Genomic DNA, 14,948 nt, shown 5'->3' with positions numbered 1-14,948 from the left:
GCCTTAGTCAGGTTTTGATTTTAGAGATAATACGCTAACTTGCAGCGCCTCAGAAGGGTTCTGTCATGAAAAGTTGACACTCTGAGGCAGGTGACGAAGAGAAGTGTAGCGGAACAACCAACAATAATCCCGCCAGAAAATACCCTGAGCACAGATAATTTTACCTTTCACGCCATCGGCAGCGTGAAAGGCAGACAAGGTGAGATTATTTAGCAGCCTGACCTGCTTTATCACCATTTTTGGCCAGCGATTCTTTAAGCTGTCCCACCAGTTCACGGCGGAAATCGCCGAGCCGCGGTTTGTCCTCCGCCAGCCACGGCAGCGGACGGCATAATTCCATCGCTTTGATTCCCAGTCGGGCGGTGAGCAGCCCGGCACCGATGCCCTGCGCCGCACGCGCCGAGAGACGGGCGGCGATGTCCTGCGACATCCAGTCCATACCAACTTCGCGCACCAGCTCTGACGCACCGGCAAACGCCATATTCAGTAATACCAGCCGGAACAGTCGGATGCGACTGAAGTAGCCGAGCTCAATGCCGTAGATGGCCGCTATGCGGTTCACCAGCCGCAGGTTGCGCCAGGCGATAAACGCCATATCCACCAGCGCCAGCGGGCTGACGGCAATCATCAGCGTCGATTCTGCCGCGTGGCGGCTGATTTCGCGCCGCGCCTGACGGTCCAGCACCGGCTGCACCAGCTGGGCATACAGTGTGACAATTTCGCGGTCGTTATGGGTTTCGTGCAGCGCCGCGTGCCAGCGCTGCAGCGCCGGATGCGCCTGATCCAGCTGCGCCTGGCGCGCCAGCTTTTCACAGAACGCCCGGCCTTTGCCGATGCCGTGGCTGTTCAGCAGCTCACGGCCAACGTCCCGCTCTTCCGCCCGCTGACGCAGACGATACAGCCGACGCCATTCGCCAATCAGCGCGCCCGCGCCAGCGGCGATAATCAGCCCACTGGCCACGCCGCTGCCCAGTGCAAACCAGTCGCGCGTCAGCCAGGCATCGTGCAGCCACTGGGCGCCCTGCGCCACCACGCTGATACCAAAGATACCCAGCCCGACGCCCACCATTTTGCGCCACAGGCTGCGCTTTGGCCGCAGCGCGGCTTCCACCACTTTCTCGCCGGCGCCCTCTTCCAGCGGCTCCGCGTCAGGCGTCACCAGAAACCCCTGTTGCGCGTCGCTGCTAAAGGTGTGCGCCGCGCGCAGGGTAGGCTCCACAGGCTCCTGCAACGGGCGGGCAAAATCTATCCGTGGTTTGAGTGGCGTTTCATCGCTCATCGCAATTTATCTCCCAGTAAAAATTCCAGCGCAGCATCCATGCGGATATGCGGCAACGGCCGATCGACATCCAGCTGCTGCGGCCGGAACTGTTCAAACTGAAACCCCTGCTGCTGCCAGAAGCTGTTGCCCGGCAGGCGCGGCGGTACTTCGCCCGGGTAAAAGGTCAGCGGTTCACCGTCGGCGAGGCGATGACCGCGCAGCGCCGGTAATTTTTCTCCGCGATGATCCACCAGCCCGCTCTCGGTCGCCTGCACCGACGCCAGCCCCAGACAATCCATGCTGATGCCTTCAAACGCGGCGTTCTGCCACGCGTCCTGTACCAGCTGCTGCAGCAGCGACACCATATTGGCGTGCTGATCGGCGGTAATGTGATCGGCCTTGGTGGCGGCAAACAGCAACTTATCGATGACCGGCGAGAACAGACGGCGGAACAGCGTGCGCTGGCCATAGTGAAAACTTTGCATCAGCTGGGTCAGCGCCAGCCGCATATCATTGAACGCCTGCGGTCCACTGTTGAGCGGCTGCAGGCAATCGACCAGTACGATCTGACGATCGAAGCGCAGGAAGTGATTTTTATAAAACCCTTTCACCACATGCTGACAGTAGTAGTGGAAACGCTGCTGCAGCATGGCGAAATTGCTGCCAGCCTGTGCCTGCAGCAGCTTACCGGCCTGCTGTTCATCGACGTTGGGCCACGGGAAAAACTGCAGTGCCGGCGCGCCAGCCATGTCACCCGGCAACACAAAACGTCCCGGCTGGATGAAGTGCAGTCCTTCGGTTTTGCACTGATGCAGGTAGTCGGTCCAGGCCGCGGCGATCTCCGCCAGGCGGTTTTCATCGGCGGGCGCGAACGGGTCGAGATCGGCGCTCAGGCTGTGCCAGCGCGCGGCCCACTGCTGACGATCGCCCTGCAGCAGGCCGACCATCTGGCGTGACCAGCTGAGATAATCCTGCGCCAGCATCGGCAGATCGAGCAGCCACTCGCCGGGATAATCGACAATTTCGAGGTAAAGGGTGGCGGTATCTTTGAAATGACGCAGCAGAGACTGATCCGGCCGGTAGCGCAGCGCCAGGCGCATCTCGCTGACGCCGCGCGTCGGGGTCGGCCACATCGGCGGCGTGCCGTACAGCTGGGCCAGCCCTTCGTCATAGGTAAAGCGCGGCGTGCCCAACTCACGCTGGGGTACGCGCTTCACGCCCAGCAGTCGCTCTTCGCGTACCACGGAAAACAGCGGCAGACGCGCGCCGCTGTGGACATTAAGCAGCTGGTTAACCAGCGAGGTGATAAAGGCGGTTTTGCCGCTGCGGCTCAGGCCGGTGACGGCGAGGCGCAGATGACGATCCACGCCGCGGTTCATCAGCCCCATCAACTCATTTTGCAGTCTTTTCATCGCTCTCCCTGATGAAACGTGCTGACAGGCGGTTAAACGCCTTACTCAGCAACGGTTCCAGGGCGGCCGCCAGCAACAGGCGCAGCGGACGGCGCGCCACCGATTTCACTGCCCAGCCGGCCAGGCCGCCGGGCGCATAGGTTACTGCACTGATGATGATGAATTTTCCCGCCGACTTCAACGCAGGCGTTGCGCGGCGGCGCAGAGCAGTAAAACGTTGCGTATGCATAGCGCCTCTCTTAGAGCAGCGGACCCGCTGACGGGCCCGCGACAGGGATTAAATCTGGCGGAAACGGCTGCGTACGCTGAAGGTTTCTGAGGTCACGTAACGCTCAATATCGCGTACGTTACGCTCATCCGCGGTGAGCGTGTTCTCCAGCTCATCCAGCAGTTCGCGCGCCGTTGGTGTGCGCTCAGAGGGTGCGTCCAGCGGTTTTTCATCCAGCACGTAGCCGAGGATAAAGTAGGCGGTCACGGTGATCATAAACAGACCGAAAAACAGTGACAGCACCACAATCACACGCAGCAGCCGCACCGGAATATCCAGGTACTCGGCCAGCCCGGCACACACGCCGCGCACTTTGCCCTGCTGCGGAATACGCCACAGTTTGCGTCCGTTCATCATGGCTGCCTCCAGTTCGGGTGTTCGGCATCGAGGATCGCTTCCAGCGCCTCGACCCGGTCACGCATGCGGCGCGCTTCCTGCGTCAGCTGCTGCAGGCGCTGCAGGTCACCGGACGATAGCGTCCCGCCGTTGCGTTTGTTGCTGTAGTGCAGCCATAACCAGATCGGTGCCACAAACAGCACGAAGATCGTTAACGGTATGGCCAGAAATAGTGCGCTCATTGACTCTCCTTTTTCAGTACACCCGGCAATCCGGGCCCGTTAGCAGGCCCGGGGCGATCACTCGCTGCGGTTCATTTTGGCTTTCAGCGCAGCCAGCTGCTTGCTGATTTCGTCATCGGCTTTCAGATCGGCAAACTGCTGGTCCAGCGTTTTGCTTTTACCGAAGCGCTGGCTTTCCGCTTCTGCTTCCATGTGATCGATGCGGCGCTCAAAAGATTCGAAGCGTGCCATCGCCTCATCCAGCTTGCCGCTGTCGAGCTGACGACGCACATCGCGTGACGATGAAGCCGCCTGGTGACGCAGCGTCAGGGTCTGCTGACGGGCGCGGGTTTCGCTGAGTTTTTTCTCCAGCTCGCCAATCTCGCCTTTCATGCGATCCAGCGTCTCTTCAACGTGGCTGGCTTCCTGCTGCAGCGCAGCGATCAGGTCGGTCAGCTTCTGTTTCTCAATCAGCGCCGAACGGGCTAAGTCTTCTTTCTCTTTACTCAGCGCCAGCTCAGCTTTTTCCTGCCATTCCGCCTGCTGAATTTCGGCCTGCTCAATACGGCGCAGCAGCTGTTTCTTTTCTGCCAGCGCGCGGGCCGAGGTGGAACGCACTTCCACCAGCGTGTCTTCCATTTCCTGAATCATCAGGCGTACCAGTTTCTGCGGATCTTCGGCACGCTCCAGCAGCGAGTTGATGTTAGCGTTCACGATATCGGCAAAACGAGAAAAAATACCCATAATGATGTTCCTCTGGTTGTCATGTCTTTACGCCCATAATTAATACAAGATGCGTGCCAGTTTTTAACCTGCTGATTTTAATGAATTTGAGTATTTTACACGCTCCGCGCAATCCGTTAAGGTAGTGAAATTAATTAATCAGTGGTGAATTTCATCATGGCAAACGGTAAAGACAATCTGCTGGGTGAGTCGAATAACTTTTTAGAGGTGCTGGAACAGGTATCGAAACTGGCACCGCTGGAGAAACCGGTGCTGGTGACTGGTGAACGCGGTACCGGTAAAGAGCTGATTGCCAGCCGCCTGCACTACCTCTCCGACCGCTGGCAGGGACCGTTTATTTCGCTCAACTGCGCCGCGCTGAATGAAAACCTGCTGGATTCCGAGCTGTTCGGCCATGAAGCCGGTGCCTTTACCGGTGCCCAGAAGCGCCACCTTGGCCGCTTTGAGCGCGCCGATGGTGGCACGCTGTTTCTGGATGAGCTTGCCACTGCGCCGATGCTGGTGCAGGAGAAACTGCTGCGCGTGATTGAGTATGGCCAGCTGGAACGCGTTGGCGGCAATCAGTCGCTGCAGGTTAACGTGCGGCTGGTGTGCGCCACCAATGAGGATCTGCCCGCGCTGGCCGCCGCCGGCCGTTTTCGCGCCGACCTGCTCGATCGGCTGGCGTTCGATGTCGTCCAGCTGCCGCCGCTGCGCGAGCGCCGCAGCGATATTCTGGTGATGGCCGAGCATTTTGCCATTCAGATGTGCCGCGAGCTGGGCCTGGCGCTGTTTCCCGGCTTTAGCGAGCGCGCTCAGCTCACCCTGTTGCAGCACAGCTGGCCGGGCAACGTGCGTGAACTGAAAAACGTGGTGGAGCGCTCGGTGTACCGTCATCACAGCACCGAACAGGCGCTCGACACCATCATCATCAATCCGTTTGCGCCACGCAGCGCTCCTGCGGTAACAGAGCCAGCAGCAGAACAGCGTGAAAACGCCCTGCCGGCGCTGCCGCTGGATTTACGCCAGTGGCAAAACCAGCAGGAGCGCGCACTGGTCGAAGCCAGTCTGCAACAGGCGCGATACAACCAGCGCCGCGCCGCTGAACTGTTGCGCGTTACTTATCATCAGCTGCGCGCGATGATGAAAAAACACGGGATCGAAGCACAGTAGGGTTTAACTGACGGGTATCGCTGCGGCAGCTGTCAGTTTTGCACGCCGGGTTGTCAGCTATGCGTGAGCCGCGTCCGGCAGGTTACTGCAGACTACAGGCAGACCTCAAGGAGACCCCCATGCTGACTCAACCTGCTGAAAAATATCGCCCGTGGCCTGTCATCAATCTGGCGGATCGCCAGTGGCCGTCACGCCAGATCACCCGCACGCCGCGCTGGCTCTCAACCGATTTGCGCGATGGCAATCAGGCGCTGGCTACGCCGATGGACAGCGCGCGCAAATTAGCATTCTGGCAACTGCTGCTGCGCTGCGGCTTTAAAGAGATTGAAGTAGCGTTTCCCGCCGCCTCGCAAACCGATTTTGATTTTGTGCGCCTGCTGATTGAACAGCAGCACATCCCTCACGACGTCACTATTCAGGTATTAACCCAGGCGCGCGGCGATTTAATCGATCGCACCTTTGCAGCGCTGCGTGACGCGCCGCAGGCGATTATCCATCTGTATAACGCCACCGCCCCGCTGTTCCGTGAGCGCGTATTTCGTCAGAGCAAAGCTGAAATTGTCGAGCTGGCCTGCGCCGCCGCGCGGCAAATCCGCGCACGCTGTGCGGCGCAGCCCGCCACACGCTGGACCTTTCAGTACTCGCCGGAAACCTTCTGCTTTACCGAGCCGGAATTTGTGCTGGAAATCTGTGAAGCGGTCGCCGCCATCTGGCAGCCGGGACCGCAGCGGCCGATGATCATCAATCTGCCCGCCACGGTGGAAGTCAACACGCCCAACGTCTATGCCGACCAGATCGAGTATTTCTGTCGCCACTTCAGCCAGCGCTCGCAGGTGGCCATCAGCGTCCATCCACATAACGATCGCGGCACCGGCATCGCCTGCGCCGAGCTGGCGCTGCTGGCCGGCGCCGATCGCGTTGAAGGCTGTCTGTTTGGTAACGGCGAGCGCACCGGCAACGTCGATCTGGTGACGCTGGCTCTGAATCTCTATACCCAGGGCGTGACGCCTGAGCTGGACTTTAGCGATATGCGCGAGGTGCTGGAAGTGGTGACGCGCTGTAACCAACTGCCGGTCCATCCGCGCCATCCTTACGCCGGCGAACTGGTGTTTACCGCCTTCTCCGGCTCGCATCAGGATGCCATTCGCAAAGGCTTTGCCGAACGCAGCGCGCATAATGAAGTGGTATGGCAAATGCCCTACCTGCCGCTCGATCCGCTGGACATCGGCTGCAGCTATGAAGCGGTGATCCGCGTGAACAGCCAGTCCGGTAAAGGCGGTGCCGCCTGGCTGCTGGAACAAAATCACGGCCTGCAACTGCCGCGCGGCCTGCAGCAGGATTTCAGCCGCTGCGTGCAGCAGCAGACCGATGCTCACGGCCAGGAGATGACGCACCACGCGCTGTGGCAGCTGTTCTGTCAGCAGTACGGCCTGCAACAGCCACGGTGTCGCCTGCTGCAGGCAGAGAGCCATAGCGATGATCAGGGCGAGACGCGGATTAAAGCGCGCCTGCAGCAGGGTCCGCAGCAGCTGACCCTGGAAGGGCGCGGCAACGGTTTGCTGTCAGCGGCGGTCGCCGCGCTGCGTCAGCGCTACGATCTGGCCGTAACCATTGAGGATTACCATGAACACACGCTGGGCAAACGCAGCGACAGCCGTTCGGTGTGCTATATCAGCTGCATCACGCCGCGTGGCGAGCGTGCGTGGGGGGTGGGTATTGATAATGACGTGACGCGCGCTTCGCTGCAGGCGTTGCTTAACGCGGCGGGCGCTTTTCTGCCGCCGGAAAGTAGTTCGCTGGCGTAACGCCCAGCACGCGACGAAACATGGCGCTGAAGGCGCTCGGGCTGTCGTAGCCGAGGTCGAGCGCCACGGCCAGCACCGTATCGCCCTGTGCCAGCCGGGTCAGCGCCACGCTCAGCCGGGCACGCCGCAGCCAGTCGCTAAACTGCAAACCGGTTTCGCGACTGAAATGGCGCGCCAGCGTGCGTTCCGCCACACACAGCTGCGCCGCCGCGCGCGCCAGCGTCCAGCTCTCGCCCGGCGCCTGCTGAATCTGCTGGCACAGCGCCAGCAGCCGGTCGCTGTGTGGCAGTGGCAGGCCAAACGGCAGCACGTCCATCACGCGAATTTCATCGAGAATCAGCTCGTAAATGCGCTCGGCGCGACTGCCAGACGCGTAATGCTCCGGCAGCGTGAGCGCGCTGACAATCAGCTCCCGCAGCAGCGGCGATATCTGCACCACCTGACAGCTGGCGGGCAGATCGGCGCGCGCCAGCGGATCGACAAACAGCGTGCGCGCCGCCACGCTGCCAACGATGTGCAGCGCATGACGCGTGCCGGCCGGCAGCCACACGCCGCGGCTGGGCGGCACAATCCAGCTGCCGTGTTGCGTTTCCACTTTCACCACGCCGCTCAAAGTATGTATCAGCTGCGCGCAGTGGTGATAGTGCCACGGCTCCGCATCGCCGTGCGCGTAATCATGCGCATACGGCACCAGCGGACGCTGCGAGAAGTCAAAGTCGAGCCGCTGACTCATTTAGCGTTTCAGGTACTGATAAACCGCCGCCAGATCCTGCTCGCCGTAACCGGCATCGACCGCCTGCTGCCAGACATCGACGATGTTTTCCAGCGCCGGCAGCGAGGTGTCGCCGGCCGCGTCCAGCGCCAGCCGCGCATCCTTCAGCGCCCAGATCAGATGCATCTGCGGCGTAAAGTCGCCGCTGGCAATCATGCCGAGTTTCATTTTGGCGTACGGCGCTGCCAGCGGACCGCCTTCCAGCACCTGCCAGAGATCGTCGGTAGTGAAACCAAACTGCTCTGCCAGCCGGGTGCTTTCGGCAAGACTCTGCATCAGGCCAATCAGCCAGCTATTCACCACCAGCTTCATGCGCGAGCTGGCACCGGCGGCCCCCAGCCACTGCGTCCCTTTACCAATCGCGGCGAACACCTGCTCCGCCGCCTGGGCGCGCTGCCGGTCGCCGCTGGCCATCACCAGAATCTGCGCGTTTTCAGCCGGCGCTTTGGTACCGGAGACCGGCGCATCAATAAACACCACGTCTGGCCGTGCGGCCGCCAGCCCGGCGATCAGCGCGTCGGTCGCTTCAACACCGATGGTGCCCATCTGCGCCACGGTAGCCCCCTGCTGCAGTGCGTTCTGCACCTGGTTAAGCGTGGCGCGCGTGGTAGCGCCGTCCGCCAGCATGGCAATCACCACGTCTGCGCCTTCCACAGCCTGCGCGGCGCTGTCGCTCAGCGTCAGGCCTGCGGCCACCAGATCTTCACCTTTGGCACGGGTGCGGTTCCAGCCGCGCACGGTAAAGCCCTTCTTCAACAGATTGGCGGCAAATGCGTGTCCCATCGCGCCTAATCCCAGTACCGCCACTACAGGTTGCTGACTCATGTTTTCTCCTTCTTCTTACCGCAGGCAAAACGATCACACTGACAGAAATTGGGGCTAACAGCCAGGCCAGAGGTGCGGTGAAAGGACATTTTTCACGCCACACTTAACAGGGTTCTGCCCTACTATTAACGCTTTTCAAACCCGCGCTAAAACGATTAACATACGCGCGATAAATGTCCCGATTGGTTCATTTCACGTCTTTTACGGTTATTAAAATGAAAATTGCTCTTTTGCGACAGGCGCCGTTGCTGATGCTGCCTGCACTCCTGCCGCTGCCGCTATTGGCGGCGGACAATGCCAGCAATACCCTGGTGGTAAGCGCCGCGCCCGCGGCCAGTGGGCTCTCCGAGCTGGATACCCCGGCGGCGGTCAGCGTTGTCAGCGGCGACGATATGCGCCACGCCGCACCGCGCGTTAACCTGTCTGAAAACCTCACCAGCGTGCCCGGTCTGCAAATTCAAAACAGACAAAATTATGCGCAGGACCTGCAGATTTCGGTGCGCGGCTTTGGCTCGCGTTCCACCTTCGGCGTGCGTGGCATCAGAATGTACGTCGACGGCATTCCGGCCAGCATGCCGGATGGCCAGGGGCAAACCTCGAATATCGATATCGGTTCCATCGAACGCGTGGAAGTGCTGCGCGGCCCGTTCTCCGCGCTGTACGGCAACGCATCGGGCGGCGTCATCAACGTGGAAACCGAGCGCGGCCAGCAGCCGACCACGCTGGAAGCCAGCAGCTGGTACGGCAGCTACGGTAGCTGGCGCAACAGCGTGAAAGCGAGCGGTGCCACCGGTGATGGCAGCCATGCCGGCGATGTTGACTATACGGTGTCGGCTTCGCGCTTCACCACGCACGGCTATCGTGACCACAGCGCCGCGCAGAAAAACCTCGGCAATGCCAGGCTTGGCGTGCGCATTGACGATGTCAGCACCCTGACGCTGCTGTTCAACAGCGTTCACGTTGAGGCGCAGGATCCGGGCGGCCTGACGCCGGATCAGTGGCGTGATAATCCGCGCCAGGTGGCCAGCAACGTCACGCTGTACAACGCGCGTAAAACCGTCGACCAGACCCAGGCGGGCCTGCACTACCAGCGCCAGATGAGCGACAACGACGATCTCAGCGTGATGCTCTATGCCGGTGAGCGCGAAACCACCCAGTATCAGTCCATCCCGCTGGCGACCCAGCTGAAAGCCGGCTATCCCGGTGGTGTCATTTCACTGGCGCGCCACTACCAGGGCATTGATACGCGCTGGACGCACCGCGCTACGCTGTTGACGCTGCCGGTGACCCTGACCGGCGGCCTCGACTATGAGACCATGAGCGAGAAGCGCAAAGGCTATCAGAACTTTACCCGTAGTGATGGTGCCACCGACTACGGCGTGCGGGGTGATCTGCGCCGCAACGAGCGCAACCTGATGTGGAACCTCGATCCCTATCTGCAGACCGCGTGGCAGCTGAGCGATCGCTGGTCGCTGGACGCCGGCGTGCGCTTCAGCACGGTCAATTTCGATGCTAACGACTATTACGTGACCGCCAGCGATCCGGATGACAGCGGCAATCGCCGCTACCACCGCTGGCTGCCTGCGGCCTCGCTCAAATACGCGATTGATGATGGCTGGAATGCCTATGTTTCCGCCGGTCGCGGCTTCGAAACGCCGACGCTCAATGAACTCTCCTACCGCGCGGCGGATAAGGCCGGGCTCAATCTCAACCTGCAGCCGGCCACCAGCAATACCGTGGAGCTCGGCAGCAAAAAACGCCTCGGCAACGGTCTGCTGACCGCCGCGCTGTTTCAGACTGATACCAAAAACGAGATCGTGTCAGACAGCAGTTACGAAGGCCGCACCAGCTACAAAAATGCCGGTGAGACGCGCCACCGAGGCCTGGAACTTGGGCTCGATCAGCAGTTTGGCTATGACTGGCACCTGAAAGCCGCGTGGACGCTGCTCGACGCGCGCTACCGCAGTAACGCCTGCGGCAGCGACAGCTGTGACGGCAAGCGCATCCCCGGTATTGCGCGCAATATGGCCTACGCCGGACTGGCCTACGCGCCGGAGCAAGGCTGGTATGCCGGCGGCGACCTGCGCTACCTGAGCGACATTGCGGCCAACGACCAGAATGATGTCAAAGCGCCGGCGTATACGGTGGTGGGACTGAACAGCGGCTATAAATGGCTGGTGCAGAACTGGACGCTGGATCTGTTTGGCCGCGTGGATAATCTGCTCGATCGCCACTATATCGGCTCAGTCATCGTTAATGAGAGCAATGGCCGGTATTACGAACCCGCACCGGGGCGTAATTACAGCGTCGGCCTGACGCTGAGCTACGCTTTCCAGTAATCTAAAGCGGGCACCGGCGCACGTCGGTGCCTTATTCAGGTGCGATAACGCGCTGAGCCGACAAATTTCGAAAATTGCTCACTCCAGATTTGCACGGCGCAATATTCCTGCGGATCGATGCCTTCCGGCAGCGATTTAATAAAATCACCAAAGTTATTTAAATCGCCAATTAACGCCGACTGATGCTTTATTTGCAGAAATGAATGCTGATCAAACGCCTGAGTTTTGGTGAGGTAAATTTTATAGTGTGGCCCGGGGGCAATTTCCCCCTCAAAGGCGATAACGTTTTCATTGAGATAGACCTTGCCGCTGGCCCAGTAAAGCGCATCACTGCCCGGCTGATGGCGATCAAACTCACCGCTATATAGTGCTTGCTGTTTCACCATATTAACCTCCTTTTGCGTGGCATTCACTTCCGCGGTAATTAACGGTGACAGCACCAGACCTAAAGTAATACCGGTGCCCAAAAAAAACAGACTGGCGATGAGATAAAGCACGTTTAATTTTTTTAGCATCCCTACCTCCCTGCAGCAGAATAGCGCTGTATTTCTCTACCTGATCCTGCTGCTCACTGGTGTTAATAAAAACGTAAAGTCAGGCTAAATATTGGTTATCGTGTTGCTGTGCATACTGTGACAGTAACCAGCGCTGTTACAACCAACTCTCAACGGCGGCAGGGAAAGCGAGGCGCAGCAGAATAACCCGCGGCAGCGAGCAGCAAAGATAAGGGCCAGCAGCACCAGCCCTGGAGGGAAAAGATCAGTTCAGCAGCGCGAGGATTTCGTCAGTGGTACCGGTTTCGCCGAGGCGCGGGAAGATGCGCTCAATGCTGTTGTGGTGGGTTTCAGCGTTCAGGCAGCTCATCGCATCAGTCGCCAGCGTAACGTTGTACCCCAGCTCGTATGCCTGACGCGCCGTGGATTCCACGCCAATACTGGTGGCAATGCCGCACACCACCACCTGCGTTACGCCACGCTGCTGCAGCTGCTGGTGCAGATCGGTATTGTGGAACGCGCCCCAGGTTTTTTTCGTTACGCTGATATCGCCCGGCTGCGGTGTCATTTCCGGCACCAGCACCGCCCAGTCTGCCGGCAGAGCAGCATCGTGACGCGGCTGCTGATTGCGGCCCGGCGCGCCGCCAGCCACGTTCACCAGCACCACCGGCAGCTGTTTCGCGCGAAACGCCTGCGTCAGCTGCTTGGCGCGTGCAATCACTTCATCCGGATGGCGCGGCGTAACCGGCAGGCGGACGATGCCGTGCTGCAGGTCGATGACAATCAGGGCGGTTTGGGCATCTAACGTGGTGACAGCCATGGTGAGTCCTCTCAAATTAGTGGTCAGCGAGTCGTTGCAGTAAGGGAATGGCGGCCAGCAGCGTTTGCTGCTCCTGCGGACTGAGCAGGCTGCTGATGCTGTGCAGCAGCCAGTCGTCACGCTGGGCGCGATTGCTGGCGATGAGCTGCAGGCAGGCAGCGGTAGGCTGATAACGGGTTTTGCGGCCATCCTGCGCATCGGCCACGCCCTGTACCAGGCCCAGCGTCTGCAGGCTGGCGACCGTGGCACTCATCGACTGGCTGCGCACCCCTTCGCGCGCGGCCAGCTCGGTCACCGTCATCGCGCCGTCGCGCACCAGATAACCCAGCACGGAAACCTGCGGCCAGGTAAGATCGCCCGGCGGGGCCGATTCACGCAGGCGGCGCATCAGTTTGCCATTGATGCTGCGTAACGCGGCAGCGGCGCTAATCAGCTCGCTCATCGCCCTTCTCCTTTACTGATGAGGCCGCAGTATATAAATACGCAGGTAAACTGTGTAGTTTGCCTTCGTATCAATTTGTAATTGCGCATCCCGCCGCTCAGCTGCGCTGCAAATAGTGAATCAGGCTATGAAAGCGCAACGGGCTGGCCAGCGGATTGCGATAGCTGTGCGGCTGATCGGCGGCGAACTGGCTGGCTTCTCCGGCCTGCAGGCGACGCCAGCTGCCCGCCATGCCCAGCAACAGCTCACCTTCCAGCACCACCACCTGCTCAATCACTCCGCTTTCGTGCGCTGACGAATCGCTTTGCGCGCCCGCCGCCAGCGTCACTTCCAGCAGATCGAAGCGCAAACGCGCGTCATACGGCAGCAGCGGCCTCACCTGCATTTGTGCATTGGGCTGGCTGAAGGTCGCCACATCGCCCGACGGCTGAGCCCCGCTCTGCACAAAAAAGGAGAACGGCACATTAAAGCCGGTGGCGATTTTCCATAGCGTGGCGATCGTTGGACTTGACTCGCCGCGCTCAATCTGACCGAGCATGGCTTTACTCACGCCAGTGCGCGCCGCCGCCAGCGTCAGGCTCCAGCCATTGGCCTGACGCAGCTGCTTCAGCGCCTGGCTGAGATGTTGATGCAGATTTTCCATGAATTCTCCTGAAAAGCGGGCGCGCAGTGTACCACTTGTGCACGCCATACCGTGCGTGCCACAATGTGCGTTATAACGCACAACAGGATGTGATTCCATGACCACTGCGACTGTTCGTCCGGCTTTTTCATTTCCGATGCTGATTTCCGGCCTGATCGCCGTGCTGGTCGGCTACAGCAGCACCGCGGCGCTGATCTTCCAGGCGGCGCAGGCCGCAGGCGCCTCACCGGCGCAGATTGGCGGCTGGCTGTCGATGCTGGGCGTGGGCATGGGACTGGCGTCACTCGGCCTGTCGCTGTGGACGCGGATGCCGGTGCTCGCCGCCTGGTCGACGCCAGGTGCCGCGCTGCTGGCCACCAGCGTGCACGGCCTGACGCTCAATGAAGTGGTCGGGGTGTTTGTCGCTACCAATCTGCTGATTGTGCTGAGCGGCGTGACCGGCCTGTTTGCCCGGCTGATGAACCACATTCCCCAGTCGCTGGCGGCCGCGATGCTGGCGGGGATTCTGCTGCGATTTGGCATCGGCACCTTCAGCGGCTTACAGGATCATTTTGCCCTGTGCGGCAGCATGTGTCTGGTATGGCTGCTGGGCCGCCGCTGGCTGCCGCGTTATGCCATTCTGCTGGCGCTGGTGACAGGCGTACTGGTGGCGCTGGGTCAGCGCACCATCCACTTTCCGCCTCATGCGCTAACGCTGAGCGTGCCGGAATTTATCATGCCGCACTTTAATCCTGCCGCGCTGATTGGCGTCGGCTTGCCCTACTTTCTGGTGACCATGGCGTCGCAGAATGCGCCCGGTATTGCCACGCTGCAGGCGCATGGCTACCGGCCGCCGGTCTCCGCGCTCACCGGCTGGACCGGCCTGATCGCGCTGCTGCTGTCGCCGTTCGGTGGCTTTTCGGTGTGTATTGCGGCGATCACCGCCGCGATCTGCATGGGCGATGATGTCGATCCGGACCCGGCGCGCCGCTGGGTGGCTTCCGCGCTGGCGGGCGTGTTCTATCTGCTGACCGGCTTTACCGGCGCGCTGATCGCCGTGATGCTCAGCGCATTGCCGCCGGTGCTGATCGCCACGCTGGCCGGTCTGGCACTGCTGGCCACGCTGGCGGGCAGCCTGCAGCGCGCGCTGGCGGAACCGGCGCAGCGCGACAGCGCCATCGTGGCATTTCTGATCACCGCCAGCGGCATCTCCCTGCTCGGCGTCGGTTCGGCGTTCTGGGGCCTGATCGGGGGCGTCCTCACCCATTTGCTGCTCAGCCCGCGCCGGAACGGTTAACATTTCACCACCCCGCGTACCGTGGAGGGAATAACGCCCTGTTTTCCCCCCTTTTTCCCCCGTTTGATTGCGGCGCATTTGGCTTAAGATCACTACCATCGCCCATCACACCCGATGTTTGGCTTCAGATAACCACCG

Annotated in this window: 16 protein-coding genes; 4 read left to right on the top strand and 12 right to left on the bottom strand. The window is 60.7% G+C overall.

All coding sequences use genetic code 11. From position 1 onward, the window contains the following. Positions 1-205: 205 nt before the first annotated feature. From KOL70_RS04685 to pspA, 6 genes are read right to left on the bottom strand one after another with little or no spacing between them, the layout of a single operon-like run. Positions 206-1,279: a YcjF family protein gene (locus tag KOL70_RS04685; RefSeq protein ID WP_215480277.1), complete on the bottom strand. Its 1,074-nt coding sequence runs from the start codon at positions 1,277-1,279 to the stop codon at positions 206-208. Further along, the gene (locus KOL70_RS04680) at positions 1,276-2,673 is read right to left on the bottom strand and encodes a YcjX family protein (protein WP_215480276.1); all 1,398 of its coding nucleotides are present in this window, start codon (positions 2,671-2,673) and stop codon (positions 1,276-1,278) included. The genes KOL70_RS04685 and KOL70_RS04680 overlap by 4 nt, the downstream gene beginning before the upstream one ends. Then, the gene (pspD, locus tag KOL70_RS04675) at positions 2,654-2,902 is read right to left on the bottom strand and encodes a phage shock protein PspD (RefSeq protein ID WP_058769747.1); all 249 of its coding nucleotides are present in this window, start codon (positions 2,900-2,902) and stop codon (positions 2,654-2,656) included. Before pspD ends, KOL70_RS04680 begins: the two co-directional genes overlap by 20 nt. Positions 2,903-2,950: 48 nt before the next feature. Next, on the bottom strand, positions 2,951-3,298 hold the full coding sequence (gene pspC / locus KOL70_RS04670; protein WP_058758492.1) for an envelope stress response membrane protein PspC: 348 nt from the start codon (positions 3,296-3,298) through the stop codon (positions 2,951-2,953). Further along, the gene (gene pspB, locus KOL70_RS04665) at positions 3,295-3,519 is read right to left on the bottom strand and encodes an envelope stress response membrane protein PspB (RefSeq protein WP_021506138.1); all 225 of its coding nucleotides are present in this window, start codon (positions 3,517-3,519) and stop codon (positions 3,295-3,297) included. The genes pspC and pspB overlap by 4 nt, the downstream gene beginning before the upstream one ends. A gap of 57 nt (positions 3,520-3,576) precedes the next feature. Continuing rightward, positions 3,577-4,242: a phage shock protein PspA gene (gene pspA / locus KOL70_RS04660; protein WP_215480275.1), complete on the bottom strand. Its 666-nt coding sequence runs from the start codon at positions 4,240-4,242 to the stop codon at positions 3,577-3,579. A gap of 156 nt (positions 4,243-4,398) precedes the next feature. On the opposite strand from pspA, the gene pspF reads away from it, so the two are divergent. Then, positions 4,399-5,394, top strand: a complete 996-nt coding sequence (gene pspF / locus KOL70_RS04655) for a phage shock protein operon transcriptional activator (RefSeq protein ID WP_021506140.1) — start codon at positions 4,399-4,401, stop codon at positions 5,392-5,394. Positions 5,395-5,513: 119 nt separating this feature from the next. Further along, the gene (leuA, locus tag KOL70_RS04650) at positions 5,514-7,199 is read left to right on the top strand and encodes a 2-isopropylmalate synthase (protein ID WP_215480274.1); all 1,686 of its coding nucleotides are present in this window, start codon (positions 5,514-5,516) and stop codon (positions 7,197-7,199) included. Here leuA and KOL70_RS04645 read toward each other — a convergent pair. After that, positions 7,150-7,932, bottom strand: coding sequence for a helix-turn-helix transcriptional regulator (locus KOL70_RS04645; protein WP_021506142.1), 783 nt, complete (start codon positions 7,930-7,932; stop codon positions 7,150-7,152). The genes leuA and KOL70_RS04645 overlap by 50 nt on opposite strands. Next, positions 7,933-8,796 carry an NAD(P)-dependent oxidoreductase gene (locus KOL70_RS04640; RefSeq protein ID WP_215480273.1) on the bottom strand — a complete coding sequence of 288 codons (864 nt, stop codon included), beginning with the start codon at positions 8,794-8,796 and terminating at the stop codon, positions 7,933-7,935. 215 nt (positions 8,797-9,011) lie between these two features. On the opposite strand from KOL70_RS04640, the gene pqqU reads away from it, so the two are divergent. After that, positions 9,012-11,135: a TonB-dependent receptor PqqU gene (gene pqqU, locus KOL70_RS04635; protein WP_215480272.1), complete on the top strand. Its 2,124-nt coding sequence runs from the start codon at positions 9,012-9,014 to the stop codon at positions 11,133-11,135. Positions 11,136-11,170: 35 nt separating this feature from the next. Here the strand turns inward: pqqU and KOL70_RS04630 are convergent, their stop codons facing one another. The 4 genes from KOL70_RS04630 to KOL70_RS04615 all read right to left on the bottom strand — a co-directional run bounded on the left by KOL70_RS04630 (position 11,171) and on the right by KOL70_RS04615 (position 13,534). Next, the gene (locus tag KOL70_RS04630) at positions 11,171-11,650 is read right to left on the bottom strand and encodes a DM13 domain-containing protein (protein ID WP_215480271.1); all 480 of its coding nucleotides are present in this window, start codon (positions 11,648-11,650) and stop codon (positions 11,171-11,173) included. Positions 11,651-11,894: 244 nt separating this feature from the next. Next, on the bottom strand, positions 11,895-12,449 hold the full coding sequence (locus KOL70_RS04625; RefSeq protein ID WP_125309618.1) for an isochorismatase family protein: 555 nt from the start codon (positions 12,447-12,449) through the stop codon (positions 11,895-11,897). Positions 12,450-12,465: 16 nt separating this feature from the next. Beyond that, the gene (locus tag KOL70_RS04620) at positions 12,466-12,891 is read right to left on the bottom strand and encodes a MarR family winged helix-turn-helix transcriptional regulator (RefSeq protein ID WP_021506146.1); all 426 of its coding nucleotides are present in this window, start codon (positions 12,889-12,891) and stop codon (positions 12,466-12,468) included. Positions 12,892-12,988: 97 nt separating this feature from the next. Then, a complete protein-coding gene (locus KOL70_RS04615) occupies positions 12,989-13,534 on the bottom strand; it encodes a helix-turn-helix domain-containing protein (protein ID WP_125309620.1) in 546 nt (181 codons plus the stop codon). Positions 13,535-13,631: 97 nt separating this feature from the next. Between KOL70_RS04615 and KOL70_RS04610 the strand changes: the two genes are divergently transcribed. After that, entirely contained in the window at positions 13,632-14,810 is a 1,179-nt protein-coding gene (locus KOL70_RS04610) for a benzoate/H(+) symporter BenE family transporter (protein WP_166718914.1), read from the top strand. The last annotated feature ends 138 nt before the right edge of the window (positions 14,811-14,948 follow it).

The sequence above is a fragment of the Pantoea sp. B270 genome (assembly GCF_018726825.1).
In the GTDB taxonomy this organism is placed as follows: Bacteria; Pseudomonadota; Gammaproteobacteria; order Enterobacterales; family Enterobacteriaceae; genus Pantoea; species Pantoea dispersa.
The sequence above is the reverse complement of the archived record's forward strand: the minus strand, read 5'-3'. Positions and strand labels throughout refer to the sequence as shown.

Coding starts and splice junctions, on each gene's coding strand:
- KOL70_RS04620 (WP_021506146.1), bottom strand. CDS start 12,891: ATGAGCGAGCTGATTAGCGCCGCTGCCGCGTTACGCAGCATCAATGGC.
- pspA (WP_215480275.1), bottom strand. CDS start 4,242: ATGGGTATTTTTTCTCGTTTTGCCGATATCGTGAACGCTAACATCAAC.
- KOL70_RS04680 (WP_215480276.1), bottom strand. CDS start 2,673: ATGAAAAGACTGCAAAATGAGTTGATGGGGCTGATGAACCGCGGCGTG.
- KOL70_RS04625 (WP_125309618.1), bottom strand. CDS start 12,449: ATGGCTGTCACCACGTTAGATGCCCAAACCGCCCTGATTGTCATCGAC.
- leuA (WP_215480274.1), top strand. CDS start 5,514: ATGCTGACTCAACCTGCTGAAAAATATCGCCCGTGGCCTGTCATCAAT.
- KOL70_RS04685 (WP_215480277.1), bottom strand. CDS start 1,279: ATGAGCGATGAAACGCCACTCAAACCACGGATAGATTTTGCCCGCCCG.
- pspC (WP_058758492.1), bottom strand. CDS start 3,298: ATGATGAACGGACGCAAACTGTGGCGTATTCCGCAGCAGGGCAAAGTG.
- KOL70_RS04615 (WP_125309620.1), bottom strand. CDS start 13,534: ATGGAAAATCTGCATCAACATCTCAGCCAGGCGCTGAAGCAGCTGCGT.
- pqqU (WP_215480272.1), top strand. CDS start 9,012: ATGAAAATTGCTCTTTTGCGACAGGCGCCGTTGCTGATGCTGCCTGCA.
- pspF (WP_021506140.1), top strand. CDS start 4,399: ATGGCAAACGGTAAAGACAATCTGCTGGGTGAGTCGAATAACTTTTTA.
- KOL70_RS04630 (WP_215480271.1), bottom strand. CDS start 11,650: ATGCTAAAAAAATTAAACGTGCTTTATCTCATCGCCAGTCTGTTTTTT.
- KOL70_RS04640 (WP_215480273.1), bottom strand. CDS start 8,796: ATGAGTCAGCAACCTGTAGTGGCGGTACTGGGATTAGGCGCGATGGGA.
- pspD (WP_058769747.1), bottom strand. CDS start 2,902: ATGCATACGCAACGTTTTACTGCTCTGCGCCGCCGCGCAACGCCTGCG.
- KOL70_RS04645 (WP_021506142.1), bottom strand. CDS start 7,932: ATGAGTCAGCGGCTCGACTTTGACTTCTCGCAGCGTCCGCTGGTGCCG.
- KOL70_RS04610 (WP_166718914.1), top strand. CDS start 13,632: ATGACCACTGCGACTGTTCGTCCGGCTTTTTCATTTCCGATGCTGATT.
- pspB (WP_021506138.1), bottom strand. CDS start 3,519: ATGAGCGCACTATTTCTGGCCATACCGTTAACGATCTTCGTGCTGTTT.